Source organism: Pseudomonas sp. D(2018) (assembly GCF_005502555.1).
Taxonomy (GTDB): Bacteria; Pseudomonadota; Gammaproteobacteria; order Pseudomonadales; family Pseudomonadaceae; genus Metapseudomonas; species Metapseudomonas resinovorans.
In genome coordinates this window covers 1-20,894 of the sequence record NZ_SCOK01000038.1, presented here as the reverse complement: position 1 = coordinate 20,894, position 20,894 = coordinate 1, and the positions used below count along the sequence as shown (strand labels likewise).

Here is a 20,894-nt window from a genome sequence, read left to right as displayed (position 1 = left end):
CAGTAACAGCGCACGATGAGAAACGAAACAGAGGTCAGACGAGGTAGCCGATTACCGAAAGCGGCACTATCGGCAGCGGCGGCGACGCCGATGTTCAAGACTGGGCGAGTAGAGGGGACCGGGGCGGCGCGAAGGAGCAACCCCGGTAAAAGGGCTTAGATCCTGAACTGCTTCACCAACCCACCCAGGCTGTCGCCGAGTCGGGCCAGGCTGCGGGCGGTGTCCGCGCCATGGCGGGTTTCTTCGGCCACGCTGTCCACTGCCACTGCGATCTGGTGCACGCTGCGGTTGATCTCTTCCGCCACCGCAGTCTGCTCTTCGGCAGCGCTGGCGATCTGCGCGTTCATGGCATTGATGGTGCCGATCAGCCCGGCGATGGCGTCCAGGGAGGCGCCGGCCTGGTTGGCCTGGTTGCTGGTGGTGTCGCCAGCATCGCTGGAGCGGCGCATGGCGGTCACGGCATCCTGGGTGCCTTGCTGCAGGCGATCGATCATGCCCTGGATTTCCTGGGTGCTCTGCTGGGTACGACTGGCCAGGGCCCGCACCTCGTCCGCTACCACGGCGAAACCGCGGCCCGCCTCGCCAGCACGGGCAGCCTCGATGGCCGCGTTGAGCGCCAGCAGGTTGGTCTGCTCGGCGATGGAGCGGATCACGCCCAGCACACTGACGATGGACTGCACGTCCTGCTGCAGGCTGTCCAGGGACAGGCCACTGCTGCGTATATCGCCGACCAATGCATGGATACGCGTGATACTGCCGTCCACCACCTGCTTGGCGGCCTGCCCTTCCTGGTCGGTCTGCTGCGCAGCTTCGGCAGCCCCCTGGGCACTCCTGGCCACTTCGTGGGCCGCAGCGGACATCTCGTTGATGGCCGTAGCCACCTGATCGGTCTCGTGACGCTGGCGCTCCATGGCCTGCTCGGAACGCTGTGCCTGCGCCGCCACCTCGCCTACCAGGCCAGTGAGCTGGCCGGTCATGTCGACGATCTGGCGCACCAGGCCATGGATCTTCTCGACGAAGCGGTTGAAGGAACCCGCCAGCTCACCCAGCTCGTCATGGCTGTCCACCACCAGGCGACGGGTCAGGTCACCTTCACCGGCAGCGATGTCGTCCAGGTTGGCTTTGATGCGCTGCAGCGGACGTACCAGGGCATTGGCCAGGCTCAGGCCAACCAGGCCGAAGACCACCAGCAGCACGGCAGCGATCACCACCACGCTGGTCACGATGGTGCTGACGCGCTCGTCAATCTCGCTTTCCACCTTGGCCACCTGGGCCGCCACACCGTCCAGGTTCACCGCGGTGCCCAGGGCCAGGTCCCACTTGGGCAGGTAGTAGCTGTAGGCCAGCTTGGGTACCAGCACACTCTCGTTACCCGGCAGGGAAGAGCTGTACTCCACATAGTTGGAACCGTCCTTGGCCACAGCCACCAGGCGATCATTCACCGCCACGCCGTTCGGGTCCTTGCGACCGGTGAAGCTCTTGCCCACATCCACCGGGCTGTCGCCACGGAACAGGCGCACGACCTGCGAGTCGTAGCCGAAGAAGTAACCATCCTTGCCGTACTTGATCTTCGACAGAATGGCGATGGCCTGGTCGCGGCTGGCGGTGTCGCCGGAAGACGAAGCGTCATACAACGCCTGCACCGAACCCAGGGCGATCTGCATATAGTTCTTCAGTTCCTGGCGACTTTCCTCGATCAGGCGCTCGCGGGTGTTCTTCACCTCATCTTCGGCGAGGCTGTGAATCACCTGGGTCACTGCGCCGGACAGCACCAGCGCAAAGAGAATCACTGGCACCAGGGCCAACAGCAGGACTTTGGTCTTCAGGGTCAATCGCATGGAGCAATCCTCGGTAGGCAGAGCCAGAAAGCACAGCGGGGTTGCCGATGTATCGGCAACCCCGCGCGCACCTTAAACGACCACTGAGTCGAAATGATTAAACGAGCGCCTGGGTTGAGGCGCCTCAGAGCACCATCGCCGCGACCCAGCCGAATGCCATCAGAGGCAGGTTGTAATGCAGGAAAGTCGGTACCACGGTGTCCCAGATATGGTTGTGCTGGCCGTCCACATTCAGGCCCGACGTCGGCCCCAGGGTCGAGTCGGAAGCCGGCGAGCCGGCGTCACCCAGGGCGCCCGCAGTGCCGACGATGCTGACGATGGCCAGCGGGCTGAAGCCCAGTTGCACGCAGAGCGGCACGAAGATGGCCGCAATGATCGGCACGGTGGAGAAGGACGAGCCGATCCCCATGGTCACCAGCAGCCCCACCAGCAGCATCAGCAATGCACCCAGCGCCTTGCTGTGGCCGATCCAGCCGGCCGAGGCATCCACCAGGGTTTCCACCTGGCCGGTTTCGCGCATCACCTCGGCGAAGCCCGAAGCGGCGATCATGATGAAGCCGATCATGGCCATCATCTTCATGCCCTCGGTGAACAGGTCGTCCGCCTCTTTCCAGCGCACCACGCCCGACAGCGAGAAGATCACGAAGCCCAGCAGCGCGCCGATGATCATCGAGTCGAGCCACAGTTGCACCACGAAGGCGACCAGGATGGCCACCCCCGCCACACCGAGGCTAAGCGGGTTATAGGCAACGCTCACCTGCTCGGCCTGGGCGATGCGTTCCAGGTCATAGACGCGCTTGCCGCGGTAACTGACGAACACCGCGATGAAAAGACCGGCGACCATGCCCAGGGCCGGTATCAGCATCGCGTGGGTGACGTTCACACCGGTAACGTCGACGCCACTTTTCACCACATTCGCCAGCAGGATCTCGTTCAGGAAGATGTTGCCGAAACCCACTGGCAAAAACATGTACGGCGTGATCAGGCCGAAGGTGATCACGCAGGCAATCAGCCGACGGTCGATGGACAGGCGCGTCAATACATAAAGAAGCGGCGGCACCAGCAGCGGAATGAATGCGATGTGGATCGGCAGGATGTTCTGCGAAGAAATCGCCACGCACAGCAGGAGTGCGACCAGCAGCCATTTCAGTGCATGACCGCCGTTGGCTTCCTGCCGGCCCACCAGGGCCAGGGCCTTGTCCGCCAGGGCGTGGGCCAGGCCGGAACGGGCGATGGCCACGGCGAACGCGCCCAGTAGCGCATAGGACAGCGCCACGGTGGCACCGCCCCCCAGTCCCTTGTTGAAGGCCGTCAGCGAACCTTCGATTCCCAGGCCACCGACCATTCCACCCACCAGGGCACCCACGATCAGGGCCACCACCACGTGCACCCGGCACAGGCTGAGAACCAACATGATTCCCACCGCCGCCACTACCGCATTCATAGCCTCTCCTCAGGTTCCGGGGCCAAGCCAACCGCGGGTTCGCCGCGAAAAAAAGGGCGCACTCTGCCCAAACCGGCCACCGCTGTCAAAAGCGTTCGGAATATCGTGCGGAGTGTGCATAATTCTTGCCTGCAAATTGCGCCCTCGTGCATTCCGCACGGCTATTCGTCGTCTACGCGTCAAGAAATCGCCTGTCGCGCCGATATCGAATGAAGTTCCGACGAGTCAGAAGGAAGTCCCAATGCCGTTCAATCACCTGTCCATCCAGTGGAAGATCACCTTGCTGGCCGGCATTTGCCTGCTGGCCATCGTGACCTTGCTGGTCGGTTCGTCCCTGTATCAGTCCAAACGCAGCGCCAGCCTGGTAAAAGCCGAAAGCAGCCAGATGCTGGACCAGAGCGCGCGATTGCGCCTGCAGGCCCGTGCGGAACTGCAGGCCATCCGCATCCAGCGCTACTTCATGGACAACTATCAGTACGGCAAGGGTTTCTTGCGCCAGGTCCTGTTCCTCAAGGAACAGGCGGAAAAGCGCTTCCTCGACGCCTTCGACCTGCGTGAAGACCTGACTCGTCAGGTGCGTACCAGCCTGGAAGCCAACCCGGAAATCCTCGGCCTCTACCTGGTCTTCGAACCCAATGCCCTGGACGGCAAGGACGAACTCTTCGTTGACCAGGCCGAACTCGGCAGCAACGACAAGGGCCGGTTCTCCCTCTACTGGGCGCAACCCACTCCCGGTAAGCTGGAATCCGAATCCATGACCGAGGAACTGCTCGCCGACAGCAGCGCCGGTCCCAGTGGCGCCCCCTACAACGCCTGGTACACCTGTCCGATCAAGACCGGCCAGGCCTGCGTACTGGACCCCTACTTCGATAACGTCGGCGACCGCCAGGTGCTGATGACCAGCATCGCCTTCCCCCTGCAACTGAACGGCAAGACCGTGGGTGTCATGGGCCTGGACATCAGCCTGGAAAGCCTGCAGCAACTGAGCGTGTCTGGTAACCGTGAGCTGTACGACGGCAATGGACATGTCAGCATCCTCAGCCCGGCGGGCCTGCTTGCCGGCCACAGCCGCGACGCCAGCCTGCTCAGCGCCAAGCTCGACAAGGCCTTTGGCGAAAAGGCCAGCGAGCTGGCCGGCAACCTCCAGGCCGGCAAGGCCGTGGAAATACAGCACGACGGCATGCTGCGCGTGATGCAGCCCTTCAAGCCGATCCCCACCGCTGCCCCCTGGAGCGTGCTGCTGGAAGTGCCGGAGAAAGTCCTGTTGACCCCTGCGCTGGAGCTGAGCACCAAGCTCGATGCGCAGAACCAGGCTGCCAACCTCACCGGCCTGCTGATTGGTCTGGTCGCTGGCATCGCCGGCCTGCTGCTGGTGTGGCTGACCGCCCGTGGCGTGACCCGGCCGATCCAGGGCGTGGCCAGCATGCTCAAGGACATCGCCAGCGGCGAAGGCGACCTGACCCGCCGCCTGGACTACGCCCGCCGGGACGAGCTGGGTGAACTGGCCGGCTGGTTCAACCGCTTCCTCGACAAGCTGCAGCCGATCATCGCCGACGTGAAGCGCTCGGTGCAGGACGCCCGCAGCACCGCCGACCAGTCCGCCGCCATCGCCAGCCAGACCAGCGCCGGCATGCAGCAGCAGTACCGCGAAGTCGACCAGGTGGCCACCGCCTCTCACGAGATGAGCGCCACCGCCCAGGACGTCGCCCGTAGCGCCGCCCAGGCCGCCGAAGCCGCCCGTGGCGCCGACCACGCCACCCGCGAGGGCCTCGGCGTGATCGGCAAGACCACCAGCGCCATCGAGCAACTGGCCAGCGAGATGAGCGCGGCCATGGATGAAGTGCAAAGCCTGGCCAGCAGCAGCGAGCAGATCGGCTCGGTGCTGGAAGTGATCCGCGCCATCGCCGAGCAAACCAACCTGCTGGCGCTCAACGCCGCCATCGAGGCCGCCCGTGCCGGTGAGGCCGGCCGTGGCTTCGCCGTGGTGGCGGACGAGGTACGCAACTTGGCCAAGCGCACCCAGGACTCGGTGGAGGAAATCCGCCAGGTGATCGAAGGCCTGCAGCACGGCACCCGCGAAGTGGTCGGCTCGATGCACAGCAGCCACCGCCAGGCCCAGGGCAGCGTCGAGCAGGTGGAACAGGCGGTGGTCGCCCTGCAGCGCATCGGCGACGCGGTGACGGTGATCAGCGACATGAACCTACAGATCGCCTCGGCAGCCGAGGAGCAGAGCGCGGTGGCCGAGGAGATCAACCGCAACGTGGCAGCGATCCGCGACGTCACCGAGTCCCTCTCCGGCCAGGCCGAGGAATCCGCCCAGGTCAGCCAGGCCCTCAACCGTCTGGCCAACCACCAGCAGGGATTGATGGATCAGTTCCGGGCGTAGATCGCCACGCGCCCCCCCCTGTGGGGGCGAATTCATTCGCCAAGCAGGCCGCAGGCCTGCCCAACGAACGCCCAGCGGCGCCTGATTTCCCTCACCCCCGGCCCCTCTCCCTGAAGCGGAGAGGGGTGACGCGCGCCGGTAACTTCGCGCTCACCAGCGCCGTTCCGCTTCTCTGTGGGGGCGAATTCATTGGCTATGTCTGCGTTAAGTGTTGCTAGAACGTCCTTCGCCAAGTTGATTGCCGAGTTCTGCGGATGTTTCTGGTTTCGCCTTCCGAGGCGAGTCTCTTTTGGCAGTCGCCCCAAAAGAAACCAAAAGGGCTTGCCCCACCATCCGGCCCGACTTCGTCGGGTTCCCTCCCTCCATCGTTGCTCCGGGGGCCCGGCGCGAGGGGCCATCCATGGCCCCACACGCCTCTCGCGGCATCCATGCCGCTCGTCCCCCTGCGCAACGATTCCACTCAGCCTCCTGAAGGGGCGTAGTCGCTGCCCCACCACGTCTGCCCGGTGTCAGGCCCGTGCGGGCTTCAGGATGGTTCGTGCCTCGCCGGCGCGAGTCACCCCTCGCCCTCTGGGAGAGGGGTGACGCGCGCCGGCAACTTCGCGCTCACCAGCGCCGTTCCGCTTCTCTGTGGGGGCGAATTCATTCGCCAAGCAGGCCGCAGGCCTGCCCAAGAGCCCATATCCCCCGCCCCGACCTTCATTGGCACCATCCGCACCTCGGACTGACGTCCACTCCCTTGCCGGCTCGTACGCCGCCCGCTAGCCTGCCCGCGGTCTAAACAAGGAACCCCCAGATGCTGAACATCGTCCTGATCGCCGGCTCCAGCCGCGCCAACAGCCAATCGGGCAAGGTCGCCCGTTTCATCCGCCAGCGCCTGATCGAACTCGACAAGGCCAGCCCCAGCTCCTGCAGCATCATCGACCTCGGCGAAGGTCCGCTGCCCCTGTGGCCGGCCGAAGACACCGGTCCCTGGAGCGAATACCAGCAGCAATTGCGTGACGCCGACGCGGTAGTCGTCATCGCCCCCGAGTGGAACGGCATGGCCTGCCCGGCCATCAAGAACTTCTTCATCTACGCCAGCAAAGCCGAACTGGCGCACAAGCCGGGCCTGCTGGTTGGCGTCTCCTCCGGCATTGGCGGTGGCTACCCAATCAGCGAGCTGCGCGCCTCCAGCTTCAAGAACTGCCGCCTCTGCTACCTGCCGGAGCACCTGATCATTCGTGGCGTGGAGAAAGTCCTGAACGACGTCGAGCCGGTGAGTGAAGACGACCAGCGCATCCGCGCACGCATGGACTACGACCTGGACATCCTCGCCCGCTACGCCGAAGCGCTGAAGCCGGTTCGCGAAGCCATCGACATGAGCATCCCGGCCTTCGCCAACGGCATGTAAACGCGGCAGTTGCGCTACAGCAACTGATGCTTATGCAGCAGCCGATAGAACGTCGGCCGCGATACCCCCAGCACCTTGGCCGCATGGCTGAGGTTGCTGCTGTAGTGGGCCAGCGCGTCGCACAACGCCTGGTACTCGGCCCGCCGCTTGTAGTCTTCCAGCGTGCCCAGCAAGGCACCGTCCACTGGGGCACTCTGCAACCCCAGGTCATCCGCTTCGATCGGTCCGCTCTCGGCCAAGGCATAGCCGCGCCTTACCCGGCTGGCGAGTTCGCGTACATTGCCGGGCCACCGGTGGCGAGACATCGCGGCCAGGGCCTCCTCACTGAAATGACTGGCTCGGCGCCCGGCCTCCAGGCTGTAAAGATCAGCGAAGTATCCGGCCAGGAGGGCGATATCGCCCTGGCGTTTGCGTAGCGGCGTGATCAGCAAGCGGTTCTGTTCCAGCCACTGACGCATCGCGGCATGGAAACGCCCCTGCTCCACCATCTCGCCCAGTTCCTCCCGCGTTGAGGCCAGTACCCGCACATCCAGCGCCAACACCTCACCGTCGGCGTGGCGCAGGGTCTTGCTGCGCAAGCAGGTCAAGAGTCGCTCCTGATGACTCAGCGGCAGCTCATGAATGGCATCGAGGAACAGGGTGCCGCCATTGGCAGAAGCCAGCTTGCCCTGATGGCCGAACAGCAGGCTCGCGGTTTCCGGTTCCGGCAGCACACCGCAGTTGAAACTGACGAATGGTCCGGCCACCCGTCGCGACATCCGGTGCAGCGTGCGCGCTACCAATTCCTTGCCGCTGCCGCTTTCACCCAGGATCAGCACGGGCTTCTCGCTCGGCCCCAGGCGCGACAGTTGCTTGCGCAGCTCGCGCAGCGGCCGGCTCTGCCCCAGCAGCTCATGCTGGTCGCCGCGGCGATTGCCGATGCCGCGCAAGCGGGCAATGCCGATGGCGCGCCCCAACAGGCCCTGCAGGCGCGGCATGTCCACCGGCAGCGGCAGGGCATCGAAGAACCACTCACCGATGAACTCGTCCAGCCCCGACACCGGCTCGGTCATCGGATCGACCAGGGCGATCCATTCCGTACCGCTGCGGCTAATCAGGTGCTTGACCCCTTCCGGACGCTCCAGGTGGCCGCTGCGCAAGCGCAGCAGACCGATGTCGTAGCTCGCTGCAAGCGCCGCATCCAGGCTCTGGCTGGAGACTGACCAACCGGCTTCTTCCAGGTGCGGGAGGATCCGCCGGCAGTGGTCGCAAGGGTCGACCAACATGAGACGTCGCGGTGCGGAGGAGATAGATTCCACGATGAACATTCCTTGACGTCAAAAAATTGATTTATCAATAAAAACAATAGGTTGTGACGGCCATTTGTAACGCTAGCAAGAACCTTGGCGGTCTTTGGAACGTTTCTCTATAAGGGCAATTTCCCTTCGCGCTTTCGTCTGGCCCCCACACCCCGGAAGCGTCTCGACAGCGTTCCAATCAAGGCCAATACTCGGGCGACTCCTTCCCTGCCTTGCGGGGCCTGCCATGAACCTGCTTCTGCGTACCGCCACGCTCGACGACCTGTCGGCGCTGGTGGAGCTTGAGAGTCGCTGTTTCGAGGTTGCCCGCCTCGGCCGGCAACAGTTCCGCTGGATGATGGTGGAAGCCAACGCCCACCTCACGGTCGTCGAGGGCGACGGCCACTCCCTCCTGGGTTATGCCCTGGTGCTGTTTCGCCAGGGCAGCACACTGGCCCGCCTCCACTCCATCGCCACCGACCCCCGTGCACGTGGCAACGGCATCGGCCAACGTCTGCTGGAAGCGGCCGAAACCGCCGCCCGTGAGCATGACTGTGCCTACTTGCGACTGGAGGTGTGCGTGGACGATCGCCAGCCAGTGGCCCTGTTCGAGCGCAATGGCTACAGCAACCTGGGGCTGTTGACGGACTTCCTCCCCGGCCACCGCGATGCCCTGCGCATGGAGAAGCGCGTGGTGCAGCATCCGCAAGCCTTGCAGCGCCACGTTCCGTACTACCACCAGACCACCGAGTTCACCTGCGGCCCCGCGTGCCTGCTGATGGCCATGGGCGCCCTGGACGGCGTCGTGCCCGGCAACCACCAGGACGAGCTGCGCCTCTGGCGCGAAGCCAGCAGCGTACACATGCCCGGCGGCCACGGCGGCTGCAGCCCACATGGCCTTGCGCTGGCGGCCTGGAGACGCGGTTACCGGGTCAGGCTGCACCTGAGCGACCAGGGACCACCGTTTCTCGATGAGGTACGCGACGCCGGCAAACGCGACGTGATCCGCCAGGCCCACGACGATTTCTGCAGCGCCCTGAAGGACACCGACATCGAGCAGCATCTGGGCGAAGAGCTGGACCTGCGCCCACTGCTGGCGTCCGGTGGCCAGCCCCTGGTGCTGGTAGACGGCCATCGCCGCAGCCGCAGCCGCGCCCCCCACTGGGTCCTGGTCACCGACTGCGACCGCAATTTCATCTACCTGCACGACCCCAACGCCGAGCGCAGCTTGCAGCGACGCCCACAGGACTGCCAGCACGTCCCGGTCACCCATCGGGAATTCGAGCGCATAAGCCACTTCGGTCAGGGTAAGCAGCGTGCGGCAGTGGTGCTCTACCCGCGAGGGACTTAGCGCTATTGCGTAGTAGCACCTTGCCAACACCCCAACCGATTGGCATAACGTAGGCAATTTCAGCAAGCTACAAGGAAGTATCTGATGCGCGCTCTCCGCCGTGTCCTTTGGCTGGTGCTATTTCTCCTGCTCGCAGGCCTTGCGGTTGTCCTTTACTACATCGCCAACCCCAATCTTCCGGCCTACCAGGCACCTAACCAGCTGCACTACCTGGACCAATGGAGCGACCAGGAGCGCCAGACCTACTACTACACCCCCCAGGGCACGACGGTTAAGGGGCTGCGCTACGCGTGGTTCACCGCCCTCGAGTTACCCTTCTCCCGCGACAAGTTCGCCCATCCGGACTACCTGGCGCGCTTCGGTTTCCTGATAGACCCGCAGCAGAAACCCACGCCGCTGAACCCTGGCAACCTGCCGGTGGGCATGGCTCGCCACGAAGACGAGAAGACCGGCGTGCAGTACCTGGACATCAGTTGCGCCGCCTGCCACACCGGAGAACTGCGCTACAAAGGCCAGGCGGTGCGTATCGACGGCGGGGCCGCCCTGCACTCCCTGGCCTCCACCGTCCCCACCCTGCGCGGTGGCAGCTTCGGCCAGGCACTGGGCATGAGCATGGCCTTCACCTACTACAACCCGCTGAAGTTCAACCGCTTCGCCGAGACTGTGCTGGGCGAGCGCTACCCCGACGGCAAGAGGGAACTGCGCAGCGAGTTCAAGAAAGTCCTCGACCGCCTGCTCGGTACCGCCTGGAACGACACCCATCGCGGCCTCTACCCCACCGAAGAAGGCTTCGGCCGCACCGACGCCTTCGGCCGAATCGCCAACAGCGTCTATGGCGACGCCATCAGCCCGGACAACTACCGGATCGCCGACGCCCCGGTGAGCTACCCGCACCTCTGGGATATCTGGAAGTTCGACTGGGTGCAGTGGAACGGTTCGGCCATGCAGCCCATGGCCCGCAACATCGGCGAAGCCCTCGGCGTAGGCGCCAGCCTGCACCTGTTCCAGCCGGACGGTGGACAGGTGCCGGAAGCCGACCGCTACGCCTCCAGCGTGCGCGTGCGTGACCTCCATACCCTGGAAGAAACCCTGAAGAAACTCACCCCACCCACCTGGCCGGAAGCCGTCCTCGGCAAAGTGGACCTGGCTCGCGCAAGCCAGGGGCGCGCACTCTTCGTCGAGAACTGCGCCTACTGCCACGCCCCTAACGTCGTGCCGCCGGAGCAACGCATGGCCCCCGGCCGCGACCCGGAATGGCACATGCGCATCGTGCCCATCGACATCATCGGCACCGACTCCACCACGGCCGACAACATCGCCGACCACCGCTTCGACATCAGCAAACTGGGCTGGACCCACGAGCAACTGGCCAAGCTCGACGTCAAGCTGTTCGGCGCCAAGCTGGACCAGGTGGATTTCAGCAACATCTCCAGTGCCAAGGGCCTGGCCTACATCACCGCCTTCGTTGAAGACCAGGCCTACAAGCAAGCCGGCATCTCCGGTGACGAACGCGCTCGCATGGACGGTTTCGGCCTGCCCATCGGCGTGCAGGAAAAGCGCGGCTACAAGGCGCGCCCGCTGGACGGCATCTGGGCCACGCCGCCCTTCCTGCACAACGGCTCGGTCCCGACCCTGTTCCAACTGCTCTCGCCGGTCACCGAGCGGGTCAGCCAGTTCAATGTCGGCAGCTTCGAGTACGACCCGAAATTCGTGGGCTTCCAGACCTCGGCGTTCCCCGGCAGTTTCCTGCTGGACACCACCATCAAGGGCAACGGCAACCACGGGCATGAGTTCCGCGATGGCTGCCGCAAGGACGGTGTGATCGGCCGCGCCCTGTCGCCGGACGAGCGCCTGGCACTGATCGAATACCTCAAGGTTCTGGGCAACCCGGCACTGGAAGGCCAACTCACACCAGTCGAAGCCAGGCCCTGGACACCCGGCCCGGACTGCGCGGGTTAGGACCAGGTTCCTGACCACGCCCCGACTGCAGCAGACAAAGGACTCAAGCACCCATGCTCAAGCGCTTCTGGCTCTGGCTCGGCCGAGTACTCGGCAAACTCCTGCTCTTCGTGCTGGTCGTCGGCCTCATCGGCTGGCTGGCGGGTGAGGCTTACTACGGCTGGAAATTCTCCGGCCCGGTCGCCACCGAAGAGGTCATTCCCGCCGATGAGGCCGCGCAGACCCGCGCCATCATCGACGACGCCGTGCGCATCGTCGAACAACACCGCGACAACACCCGTGTACTGCGCGACGCCCACGCCAAGGCCCATGGCTGCGTGAAGGCGGAAGTCAGCGTACTGCCGAACCTCGATGGCGACCTGCGCGCCGGCGTCTTCGCCGAACCAGGCAAGACCTGGCAGGCCTGGATGCGCCTGTCCAACGGCAATGCCTACCCGCAATTCGACAGCGCGCGCGACGCTCGTGGCATGGCGATCAAGCTGCTCGACGTGCCTGGCGAGAAACTGATGAAGAGCCCGACGCACGCCAACGAACAGGACTTCGTGATGTTCAACCATCCGGTGTTCTTCGTGCGCGACGTGGCCCAGTACCGGCAGAACTTCAACGCCCAGGCCAATGGCGAGAAAGTCGGTGCCTTCTTCCCCAGCTGGGACCCACGCAGCTGGGAAATCCGCCACTTGGTCATTGCCCTCAAGACCCTGGCTCCAGCACCGGACAGCCCGGTCAGTGCCACCTACAGCTCGATCTCGCCGTACAAGCTGGGCGAAGCGAACATCAAGTACCGGGTCATCCCCGACCCGCAGAGCTGCCCGCCTTACCAGCTGCCGGAACAGAACACCGCGCTGCCCAACTTCCTGCGCAACGCCCTCTACCAGCAACTGTCGCTGGACCGGGTGCCGGCCTGCTTCGCGCTCCAGGTTCAGAAGCAGAACGCCCAGCACTACATGCCGATCGAAGACACCAGCGTGGAGTGGGACGAGTCCATCTCGCCCTTCGTGACCGTTGCCACCATCAAGGTCCCGGCCCAGGACTTCGACAGCCGCGAGCAGAACCTCGCCTGTGACAACCTGTCCTTCAACCCCTGGCATGGCCTGCCCGAACACCGCCCCATCGGCGGCATCAACCGACTGCGCAAGGCGGTCTACGAAGCGGTGAGCGCGTATCGCCATGAACGCAACGAAGCGAGTGACGCGACCGCGCCCTGACGTGTGGGCGCGATCGTTTTCGTAGGGGCGAATTCATTCGCCAAGCAGAACGAAGTCCTGCCCATCGGTCCGATTGGGGCAGCTGCGCTGCCCCCACCCATCAGCCCACCGCAGCTAGGCCTCGCACGGGTGCTAGCCTTTCCTCTTACCCACCGGGCGCCAGAGCCCGCCCGGCGTAGTGCCTACGGGCCACACCTTCAACCGCGGAACAAGCCCGAGGCCAATCCGGCTGTCCGCCCCGCCTTCGCCATGAGGCCCACTGCGGACGTCCACGTCCACAGGTCACGGAGTCAACACCATGGCCCAATATCGCGGCGCCCTTCCACAACTGGAGGGCGAACTTTTCCTGACTGATGGCGGCATCGAAACGACCCTGGTTTTCCACGAAGGCATTGCCCTCCCCGACTTCGCCGCCTTCGTGTTGCTCAACTACCCCGATGGCCAGGACGCCCTGCGCAAATACTTCCGCGCCTACTGCGCCATCGCCAGCCACTACGGCACCGGCCTGATTCTGGAAAGCCCGACGTGGCGCGCCAACCCCGACTGGGCCACTCGCCTCGGATTCACACCCCAAGGCCTGGCCGAGGCCAACCGCCAGGCCATCGCCCTGCTGGAAGCGCTGCGCAATGAAGTAGCAAGTGGCCGCACCCCCGTGGTGATCTCCGGTTGCGTTGGCCCGCGGGGTGATGGCTACATCGCCGATGAAGCCATGGACGAGTTCCAGGCCCAGCAGTACCACAGCGAACAGATCGGCGTTTTCGCCGAAACCGCTGCCGACATGGTCACCGCCATCACCATGAATTACGTGGAAGAAGCCTTGGGCGTCGCCCTGGCCGCGCGCGAGCTGCGCCTACCCGTGGCCATCTCCTTCACCGTGGAAACCGACGGCAGGCTGCCCACCGGCCAGCCGCTGAAAGAGGCCATCGAACAGGTGGACAGCGCCACCGCCTCTTATCCGGCCTATTACATGGTCAACTGCGCCCACCCTGACCACTTCGAGGACGTGCTGGTACCGGGCAGCCGCTGGGTGCAACGCATACGCGGGCTTCGCGCCAATGCCTCGCGCAAGAGCCACGCCGAACTGAACGAGGCCACGGCCCTGGACAGCGGCGACCCCGAGGAACTGGGTGCGCAGTACGCCCGGCTGCGCCAGCGCCTGCCCCATATCAACGTCATGGGCGGCTGCTGCGGCACCGACCACCGCCATGTCGAGCAGATAGCCAAGGCGTGCAAACCGCTCTTCCGCGCGGCCTTGTAAGGGCGAATCAGTCCCAGGCCTGTAGGGGCGAATTCATTCGCTATGTCTGCGTTAGCTGTTGCGAGAGGCCAAGAGCCTTGTAGGAGCTGGCAAGCCAGCTCCTACGGGCAATGCAGCTGCCTGCAACACGTAATGCTGACATCGCCCATCATTCCTCCATCCCCTCCGCAAATACCCGACAAATGGCCTCAACTATGCTGTAAGTGAACACGGCATAGCGGGAGGTCGCCATGATCCGCCGGCTGCTACGCAGGCTCCTGTGCCTGGTCATGCTGTTGCCCGGTACGCTGCTGGCCGCCGGTAGCGTCACCGTGCTGACCGTGGACGGCCCGATCGGCCCGGCCACCGCCGACTACCTGACCCGTGGCATCGAACGCGCGGAGGCCGACAAGTCGCAACTGGTGGTCATCCAGATCGACACACCCGGTGGCCTCGACACCTCCATGCGCAGCATCATCAAGGCGATCCTCGCCAGCCCCGTGCCAGTAGCCAGCTTCGTCGCACCCAGCGGCGCACGGGCTGCCAGCGCCGGCACGTACATCCTTTACGCCAGCCATATCGCAGCCATGGCGCCGGGCACCAACCTCGGGGCGGCGACGCCGGTGCAGATCGGCGGCATGCCGGGGCAGCCGGAAGGCGGCAAGCCCAGCGGCGACAAGGACGAGAAGCAGAAGGATGAGAAGGCCGCGCAACGCAGCAACGAGGAAACCCTGACCCGCAAGCAGGTCAATGATGCGGCCGCCTACATCCGCGGCCTGGCACAGATGCGCGAACGCAATGCGGATTGGGCCGAAAAGGCGGTTCGCGAGTCCGTCAGCCTCTCCGCTGCCGATGCCCGGCGCCTGAAGGTGGTGGACCTGGTGGCCCATGACCTCCACGACCTGCTCCGCCAGCTCGACGGCAAGACCCTCGACATCGCCGGGCAGAAACTCACACTGGCCACCAACGGTGCGCCGCTGATCCAGCGCGAGCCGGACTGGCGCGCGCAGATCCTCGCGGTGATCACCAACCCCAGCGTCGCGCTGATCCTGATGATGATCGGGGTCTACGGACTGATCTTCGAATTCTCAAACCCCGGCAGTGGCGTCGGTGGCGTGATCGGCGGCATCTGCCTGATCCTCGCCCTCTACGCGCTGCAGCTGTTACCCGTCAACTTCGCCGGCGTTGCGCTGATCCTGCTGGGCATCCTGTTCATGGCGGCGGAAGCCTTCATGCCCAGCTTCGGCATCATCGGCTTCGGCGGCATCGCCGCCTTCGTGGTCGGCGCCGTGATCCTGATCGACACCGAGGTGCCGGGCTTTGGCATTCCCCTCTCGTTGATCATCACGGTGGCGCTATCCAGTTCGCTGGTGATCTTCGCCATCATTGCCATGGCCGTCCGCGCCCGCCGGCGTGCGCTCGTCAGTGGCGACGCAGGCCTGGTAGGGAGCGAAGCCACCCTGCTCGACCTGGTGACGGACGACGCGCGCAGCGGCTGGGTGCAATTGCAGGGTGAGCGCTGGCAGGTGCGCAGCGATGCCCCCCTGAGGAGCGGCCAGCGCGTGCGCGTGCTGGCGCGCAATGGACTGTTGCTGGACGTGACGGCGGATGAACGTTCGCCCAAAGGAGACTGACCATGGCCTTTCCGCTGAGCTTTGCCACCTTCCTGTTCCTGCTGATCGTGCTGGCGGTCTCGGCCATCCGCGTCCTGCGCGAGTACGAACGAGGCGTGGTGTTCCAACTCGGGCGTTTCTGGAAGGTCAAGGGGCCGGGGCTGGTTCTGATCATCCCGGCCATCCAGCAGATGGTTCGGGTCGACCTGCGAACCGTGGTCATGGACGTGCCGCCCCAGGACGTGATCTCCCGCGACAACGTCTCGGTGAAGGTCAATGCGGTGGTCTACTTCCGTGTGCTCGACCCACAGCGCGCCATCATCCAGGTGGAGAACTTCCTCATGGCCACCAGCCAGCTCTCCCAGACCACGCTGCGCGCGGTGCTCGGCAAGCATGAACTGGACGAGATGCTGGCCGAGCGCGAACGGCTCAACGTCGACATCCAGCAAGCCCTGGACGCGCAGACCGATGCCTGGGGCATCAAGGTGTCCAACGTCGAGATCAAACACGTGGACATCAACGAAACCATGGTGCGTGCCATTGCACGCCAAGCCGAGGCCGAACGCGAACGGCGAGCCAAGGTGATCCACGCAGCCGGTGAGCTGCAGGCCTCGGAGAAACTGATGCAGGCCGCGGAAATGCTCAGCCGCCAGCCTGGCGCCATGCAATTGCGCTACATGCAGACCCTGGGCTCCATCGCCAACGACAAGACCACAACCATCGTCTTCCCCCTTCCAGTGGAGTTGCTCGGCGGTATGCAAAAAAGAAGGCAAAAGGACCAGGAAGACTGACAGCCTTCCAGCGACACTCTGATTTACCCGCCTTTTTCAGGGGGATTCCCTGAAAACCCGCCACTATTCGGCGAGGGCACGACGGGTGGGTTTCTACACTTGTTGAAAGGACAACAAGAACCTGGGAGATCGCCATGCGTATCGGAGTGCCGAAGGAGATCAAGAACCACGAATACCGGGTCGGCCTGACCCCGCAATCCGTAGCCGAGTTGACCCGCCTGGGGCATGAAGTCTGGGTGGAGGCCAAGGCCGGGGTCGCCATCGGCTTTTCGGACGAGGACTACCAGGCTGCCGGCGCCAAGGTAGCCAGCAGCCCGGGAGAGGTCTTCGAACAGGCCGAACTGATCGTCAAGGTCAAGGAGCCGCTGACCCAGGAACGCGCCCGCCTGCGTCCCGAGCAGACGCTCTTTACCTATCTGCACCTGGCCCCTGACCGTCCCCAGACCAACGAACTGATTGCCTCCGGGGCCACCTGCATCGCCTACGAGACCGTCACCGACAGCCACGGCCGCCTGCCACTGCTGGCGCCCATGTCGGAAGTGGCCGGGCGCATGTCCATCCAGGCCGGCGCCAGTTGCCTGGAGAAAGCCAAGGGTGGCCGAGGAGTGCTGCTGGGCGGCGTGCCCGGTGTCGCACCCGCAAAGGTGGTGATCCTCGGCGGCGGCGTGGTCGGCACCCACGCCCTGGCCATGGCCATTGGGCTGGGCGCTGACGTGACCGTGCTGGACAGGAGCGTGGACGCCCTGCGCCGGCTGGATTCCTTCTATGGGAACCGCATTACCACGCTCTACTCCACCCATGGCACCGTGCGTGACCAGGTCTTGGCGGCCGACCTGGTGATCGGTGGCGTGCTGATTCCCGGCGCTGCGGCACCCAAGCTGGTGACCGCCGAAATGGTCGCACGCATGCAGGAAGGCGCCGTGCTGGTGGACGTGGCCATCGACCAGGGCGGCTGTGCGGAAACCTCCCGGGCCACCACCCATGCCGAACCGACCTACGTGGTGGATGGCGTGGTGCATTACTGCGTGGCCAACATGCCCGGTGCGGTAGCGCGCACCTCCACCCTGGCGCTGAACAACGCCACCCTGCCCTTCGTCATCGCCCTGGCGCAGAAAGGCACGCGCAAGGCGCTGGAAGACGACCTGCACCTGCGCCATGGCCTGAACGTGGCCAAGGGACGCCTCACCAACGGCAGCGTCGCCGCTGCCCACCATATGGACTACGTGCACCTGGAAGAAATGCTCAAACAGCTTTAGTTCAGGGGCTTTTGAGCCCCGATGGCCACGCCGCAGCAGGAGTCCTAGGCCCTCAACTGCGTCGTGGCCATTTTTATTGTGCGTGGCTCTGGCAGGTCTTGAGCCGGGCTGGTTTCAGCCTTGCGGGAAACCAGTGTGCTGTTTGCCCTGCTGATCGGCGCGCTGCTGCTCAAGGAGCCGCTGCCGCCGATCCGTCTGCTGGCGTGTGGGGTCATCGCCGCAGGGGTGGTGCTGCTGAGGTTGCTCTGACGGCCGATCAGCCGCAGGTGAACTGTTTGACGACGTCGGTTTCGCTCACGTCGATATTCAGGCGGCGAGAGTTGTAGTCCATGGTCACGGCATCATGGGGGCGCAGTATCCGCGCGGTTTCAGCACCGGATTGGCGCTTGGCCTGTTCGACCAGGGCAGTGTTGGCGGTCTTGCCGACCAGGGTGGCTACGGCGGCGGCATCGCAGGTGCCGGAGAATGACGGCGCGGCTGCGCTGGTGGATACCTCGGCGGCCGGGCTGGCGGCAGTGGGCGCGGTGGGCTTGTCAGTCGAGCTGCAGCCGGCCAGGAGCAGGCCGGTAAGGGCAAGACTGAGGGAAATCGGTTTGAAGTACATACAGCGGTCCTCTTCTGAAAATAACCTGGCGTGCGTCTGCAACGGGGCTTCCATCGCGGCGGGGCTCCTGCCCGCGGGCGCACGGCCGATGCATTCTATCCTCTGCCTTTGACTCCGGTCAGTCGGCTGCGGCCTAATGCCCCGCCCCTGCAACCTGCCGAAACACTCAATGTCCCGTATCCCGAGCATCCGCCCCAGTACCCTCCACCTGCCCCAGGGCGATTGGAGCACGGTGCTGGACTGCCTGTGCGCGCGCTTCCCGGCCATTCCCCGCGAGACCTGGCTAGAGCGCATGGCAGGCGGCAAGGTGACCGACGCCGAGGGCAATCCACTCAGCCCGGAGCACCCCTATCAGGAGGCGCTGCGCGTGCACTACTTCCGCGAGGTGAAGGGCGAGAAGGCCATTCCCTTCGAGGAATCGGTGCTGCACATCGACGAACATCTGGTGGTGGCCGACAAGCCCCACTTCCTGCCGGTGATGCCTGCGGGCGAGTACGTCGAAGAAACCTTGCAGGCACGTCTCACCCGGCGCCTGGGCAACCCCCACCTGGTGCCGTTGCACCGCATCGACCGCCATACCGCCGGCCTGGTGCTGTTCTCCGCCAACCCGGCCAGCCGCAACATCTATCACGCCCTGTTCCGCGATCGGGAAATCCACAAGCGCTACGAAGCGATAGCCCCCGCGCTGCCCAGCCTCGACTTCCCACTGCTGCGGGAAACGCGCCTCGGCAAGAGCGAACCCTTCTTCCGCATGCAGGAAGTAGAGGGCGAGCCCAACACCCGCACGCGCCTGGACGTGCTGGAAAAGAACGGCGAACTCTGGCGCTACGACCTCTACCCCATCACCGGCAAGCAGCATCAGCTGCGGGTGCATCTGGCGGCCCTCGGTGCGCCCATCTGCAACGATGGCTTCTACCCGGAGCTGACCGACAAAGGTGGGCCGGACGACTACCAGCGTCCCCTCAAATTGCTCGCCCGCAGCCTGGCCTTCAACGACCCCATCAGCGGCGAACCCCGCTGCTTTGAGAGCCGCCTGAGCCTGGACTGGTAACGGCCCCCTTCGAGCGTGCTCTTGACGGGAAATATGACACCAATAATATTACTGGCGTAATCCAAGCAGATTATTGCCTGGCTGGAAGGCTGCTGGTTGTCCACTAGGCTTCTGCATTCCCCATACGACTTTTCGACAGGTAGAGCCCATGAGCGCATACGACGTGGTGGTGATTGGTGGCGGTCCAGGTGGTTACAACGCGGCGATCAAGGCCGGGCAACTGGGCATGAAAGTGGCGTGCGTCGAAGGCCGGGAGACCCTGGGCGGCACCTGCCTCAACGTCGGCTGCATGCCTTCCAAGGCCTTGCTCCATGCCTCAGAGCTCTATGAGGCCGCAGCCGGCAAGGAATTCGCTACCCTGGGTATCCAGGTCGAGCCCAAGCTGGACCTGGCGCAGATGATGAAGCAGAAGGCCGAGAGCGTGACGGCGCTGACCAAGGGCATCGAGTTCCTCTTCCGCAAGAACAAGGTGGAGTGGGTCAAGGGCTGGGGCCGCATCGACGGCGCGGGCAAGGTCGTGGTGACCGCCGCCGATGGCCAGCAGCAGACCCTGGAAGCCCACAATATCGTCGTCGCCACAGGGTCGGAGCCGACGCCCCTGCCCGGTGTGACCATCGACAACGAGCGCATTCTCGATTCCACCGGCGCCCTATCCCTGCCGGAAGTACCCAAGCACCTGGTGGTGATCGGCGCCGGGGTGATCGGCCTGGAGCTGGGCTCGGTCTGGCGCCGCCTGGGCGCCCAGGTGACAGTGGTCGAGTATCTGGGCCGCATCTGTCCGGGCCTGGATGACGAGACCGCCAAAACCCTGCAGCGCGCGCTCACCAAGCAAGGCATGAGCTTCAAACTCAGTTCCAAGGTCACCGCCGCCAAATCCAGCAAGACCGGCGTTGAGCTTTCCATCGAACCGGCTGCCGGCGGACTCGCGGAAACCCTCAAGGCCGACTACGTGCTCGTGGCCATCGGTCGCCGCCCCTACACCCAAGGGCTGGGCCTTGAGACAGTGGGCCTGGCCACGGATTCGCGCGGCATGCTCGCCAACGAACGCCACCAGACGACCGCCCCCGGCGTCTGGGTCATCGGCGACGTGACCTCCGGCGCAATGCTCGCGCACAAGGCCGAAGACGAAGGCATCGTCTGCATCGAGCGCATCGCCGGACAAGCCGCCGAGGTGAACTACAACCTCATCCCGAACGTGATCTACACCCGCCCGGAAGTGGCCAGCGTCGGCAAGAGCGAAGAACAGCTCAAGGCCGAAGGACGCCCCTACCGGGTCGGCAAGTTCCCCTTCACCGCCAACAGCCGGGCCAAGATCAACCATGAGACCGAAGGCTTCGTGAAGGTGCTGGCCGACGAGCGCACGGACGAAGTGCTGGGCGTGCACATGGTCGGCCCGAGCGTCAGCGAGATGATCGGCGAGTATTGCGTGGCCATGGAGTTCTCCGCCTCGGCCGAAGACATCGCCCTCACCTGCCACCCCCACCCGACC

Annotated in this window: 14 protein-coding genes and 4 pseudogenes; 13 read left to right on the top strand and 5 right to left on the bottom strand. The window is 64.7% G+C overall.

The window, feature by feature from the left end:
- Positions 1–155: 155 nt before the first annotated feature.
- From FFS60_RS29495 to FFS60_RS20825, 3 genes and pseudogenes are all read right to left on the bottom strand, one after another.
- Positions 156–752: pseudogene (locus FFS60_RS29495) on the bottom strand (methyl-accepting chemotaxis protein); the annotation flags it as partial.
- 261 nt (positions 753–1,013) lie between these two features.
- Positions 1,014–1,838: pseudogene (locus FFS60_RS29490) on the bottom strand (cache domain-containing protein); the annotation flags it as partial.
- A gap of 124 nt (positions 1,839–1,962) precedes the next feature.
- Positions 1,963–3,282 carry a Na+/H+ antiporter family protein gene (locus FFS60_RS20825; protein ID WP_137823042.1) on the bottom strand — a complete coding sequence of 440 codons (1,320 nt, stop codon included), beginning with the start codon at positions 3,280–3,282 and terminating at the stop codon, positions 1,963–1,965.
- Between FFS60_RS20825 and FFS60_RS29485 the strand changes: the two are divergent.
- The 3 genes and pseudogenes from FFS60_RS29485 to FFS60_RS20815 form a co-directional block, all read left to right on the top strand.
- A pseudogene (locus FFS60_RS29485) lies at positions 3,251–4,810 on the top strand (HAMP domain-containing protein); the annotation flags it as partial. The gene FFS60_RS20825 and the pseudogene FFS60_RS29485 overlap by 32 nt on opposite strands.
- 102 nt (positions 4,811–4,912) lie before the next feature.
- Positions 4,913–5,668 carry a methyl-accepting chemotaxis protein gene (locus tag FFS60_RS29480; RefSeq protein ID WP_371926463.1) on the top strand — a complete coding sequence of 252 codons (756 nt, stop codon included), beginning with the start codon at positions 4,913–4,915 and terminating at the stop codon, positions 5,666–5,668.
- Between the two features lie 796 nt (positions 5,669–6,464).
- Positions 6,465–7,061: an NADPH-dependent FMN reductase gene (locus FFS60_RS20815; RefSeq protein ID WP_137823040.1), complete on the top strand. Its 597-nt coding sequence runs from the start codon at positions 6,465–6,467 to the stop codon at positions 7,059–7,061.
- Between the two features lie 14 nt (positions 7,062–7,075).
- Here the strand turns inward: FFS60_RS20815 and FFS60_RS20810 are convergent, their stop codons facing one another.
- Positions 7,076–8,368 carry a sigma-54 dependent transcriptional regulator gene (locus tag FFS60_RS20810; protein ID WP_171016553.1) on the bottom strand — a complete coding sequence of 431 codons (1,293 nt, stop codon included), beginning with the start codon at positions 8,366–8,368 and terminating at the stop codon, positions 7,076–7,078.
- A gap of 217 nt (positions 8,369–8,585) precedes the next feature.
- Between FFS60_RS20810 and FFS60_RS20805 the strand changes: the two genes are divergently transcribed.
- The 8 genes and pseudogenes from FFS60_RS20805 to FFS60_RS20770 form a co-directional block, all read left to right on the top strand.
- Entirely contained in the window at positions 8,586–9,689 is a 1,104-nt protein-coding gene (locus FFS60_RS20805) for a GNAT family N-acetyltransferase/peptidase C39 family protein (RefSeq protein ID WP_028631303.1), read from the top strand.
- Between the two features lie 84 nt (positions 9,690–9,773).
- Complete coding sequence (locus FFS60_RS20800; RefSeq protein ID WP_137823038.1) at positions 9,774–11,648, top strand: di-heme-cytochrome C peroxidase; 1,875 nt, start codon at positions 9,774–9,776, stop codon at positions 11,646–11,648.
- A gap of 53 nt (positions 11,649–11,701) precedes the next feature.
- Positions 11,702–12,853 (top strand): catalase family protein, encoded by a 1,152-nt coding sequence (locus FFS60_RS20795; protein ID WP_028631301.1) that lies wholly within the window; start codon positions 11,702–11,704, stop codon positions 12,851–12,853.
- Positions 12,854–13,151: 298 nt separating this feature from the next.
- Positions 13,152–14,111, top strand: a complete 960-nt coding sequence (locus FFS60_RS20790) for a homocysteine S-methyltransferase family protein (RefSeq protein WP_137823037.1) — start codon at positions 13,152–13,154, stop codon at positions 14,109–14,111.
- A gap of 230 nt (positions 14,112–14,341) precedes the next feature.
- Positions 14,342–15,724 carry a nodulation protein NfeD gene (locus FFS60_RS20785; protein WP_137823036.1) on the top strand — a complete coding sequence of 461 codons (1,383 nt, stop codon included), beginning with the start codon at positions 14,342–14,344 and terminating at the stop codon, positions 15,722–15,724.
- 2 nt (positions 15,725–15,726) lie between these two features.
- On the top strand, positions 15,727–16,494 hold the full coding sequence (locus tag FFS60_RS20780; protein WP_028631298.1) for a slipin family protein: 768 nt from the start codon (positions 15,727–15,729) through the stop codon (positions 16,492–16,494).
- Positions 16,495–16,628: 134 nt separating this feature from the next.
- Positions 16,629–17,750, top strand: a complete 1,122-nt coding sequence (gene ald / locus FFS60_RS20775; protein ID WP_028631297.1) for an alanine dehydrogenase — start codon at positions 16,629–16,631, stop codon at positions 17,748–17,750.
- 108 nt (positions 17,751–17,858) lie between these two features.
- Positions 17,859–17,999 (top strand): annotated as a pseudogene (locus tag FFS60_RS20770) (EamA family transporter); the annotation flags it as partial.
- Positions 18,000–18,006: 7 nt separating this feature from the next.
- Here the strand turns inward: FFS60_RS20770 and FFS60_RS20765 are convergent.
- The gene (locus tag FFS60_RS20765; protein ID WP_137823035.1) at positions 18,007–18,354 is read right to left on the bottom strand and encodes an I78 family peptidase inhibitor; all 348 of its coding nucleotides are present in this window, start codon (positions 18,352–18,354) and stop codon (positions 18,007–18,009) included.
- 169 nt (positions 18,355–18,523) lie between these two features.
- On the opposite strand from FFS60_RS20765, the gene FFS60_RS20760 reads away from it, so the two are divergent.
- Positions 18,524–19,405, top strand: coding sequence for an RluA family pseudouridine synthase (locus FFS60_RS20760; RefSeq protein ID WP_137823034.1), 882 nt, complete (start codon positions 18,524–18,526; stop codon positions 19,403–19,405).
- Between the two features lie 148 nt (positions 19,406–19,553).
- On the top strand, positions 19,554–20,894 hold a 1,341-nt coding region (gene lpdA, locus FFS60_RS20755; protein WP_137823033.1), incomplete at its 3' end, for a dihydrolipoyl dehydrogenase.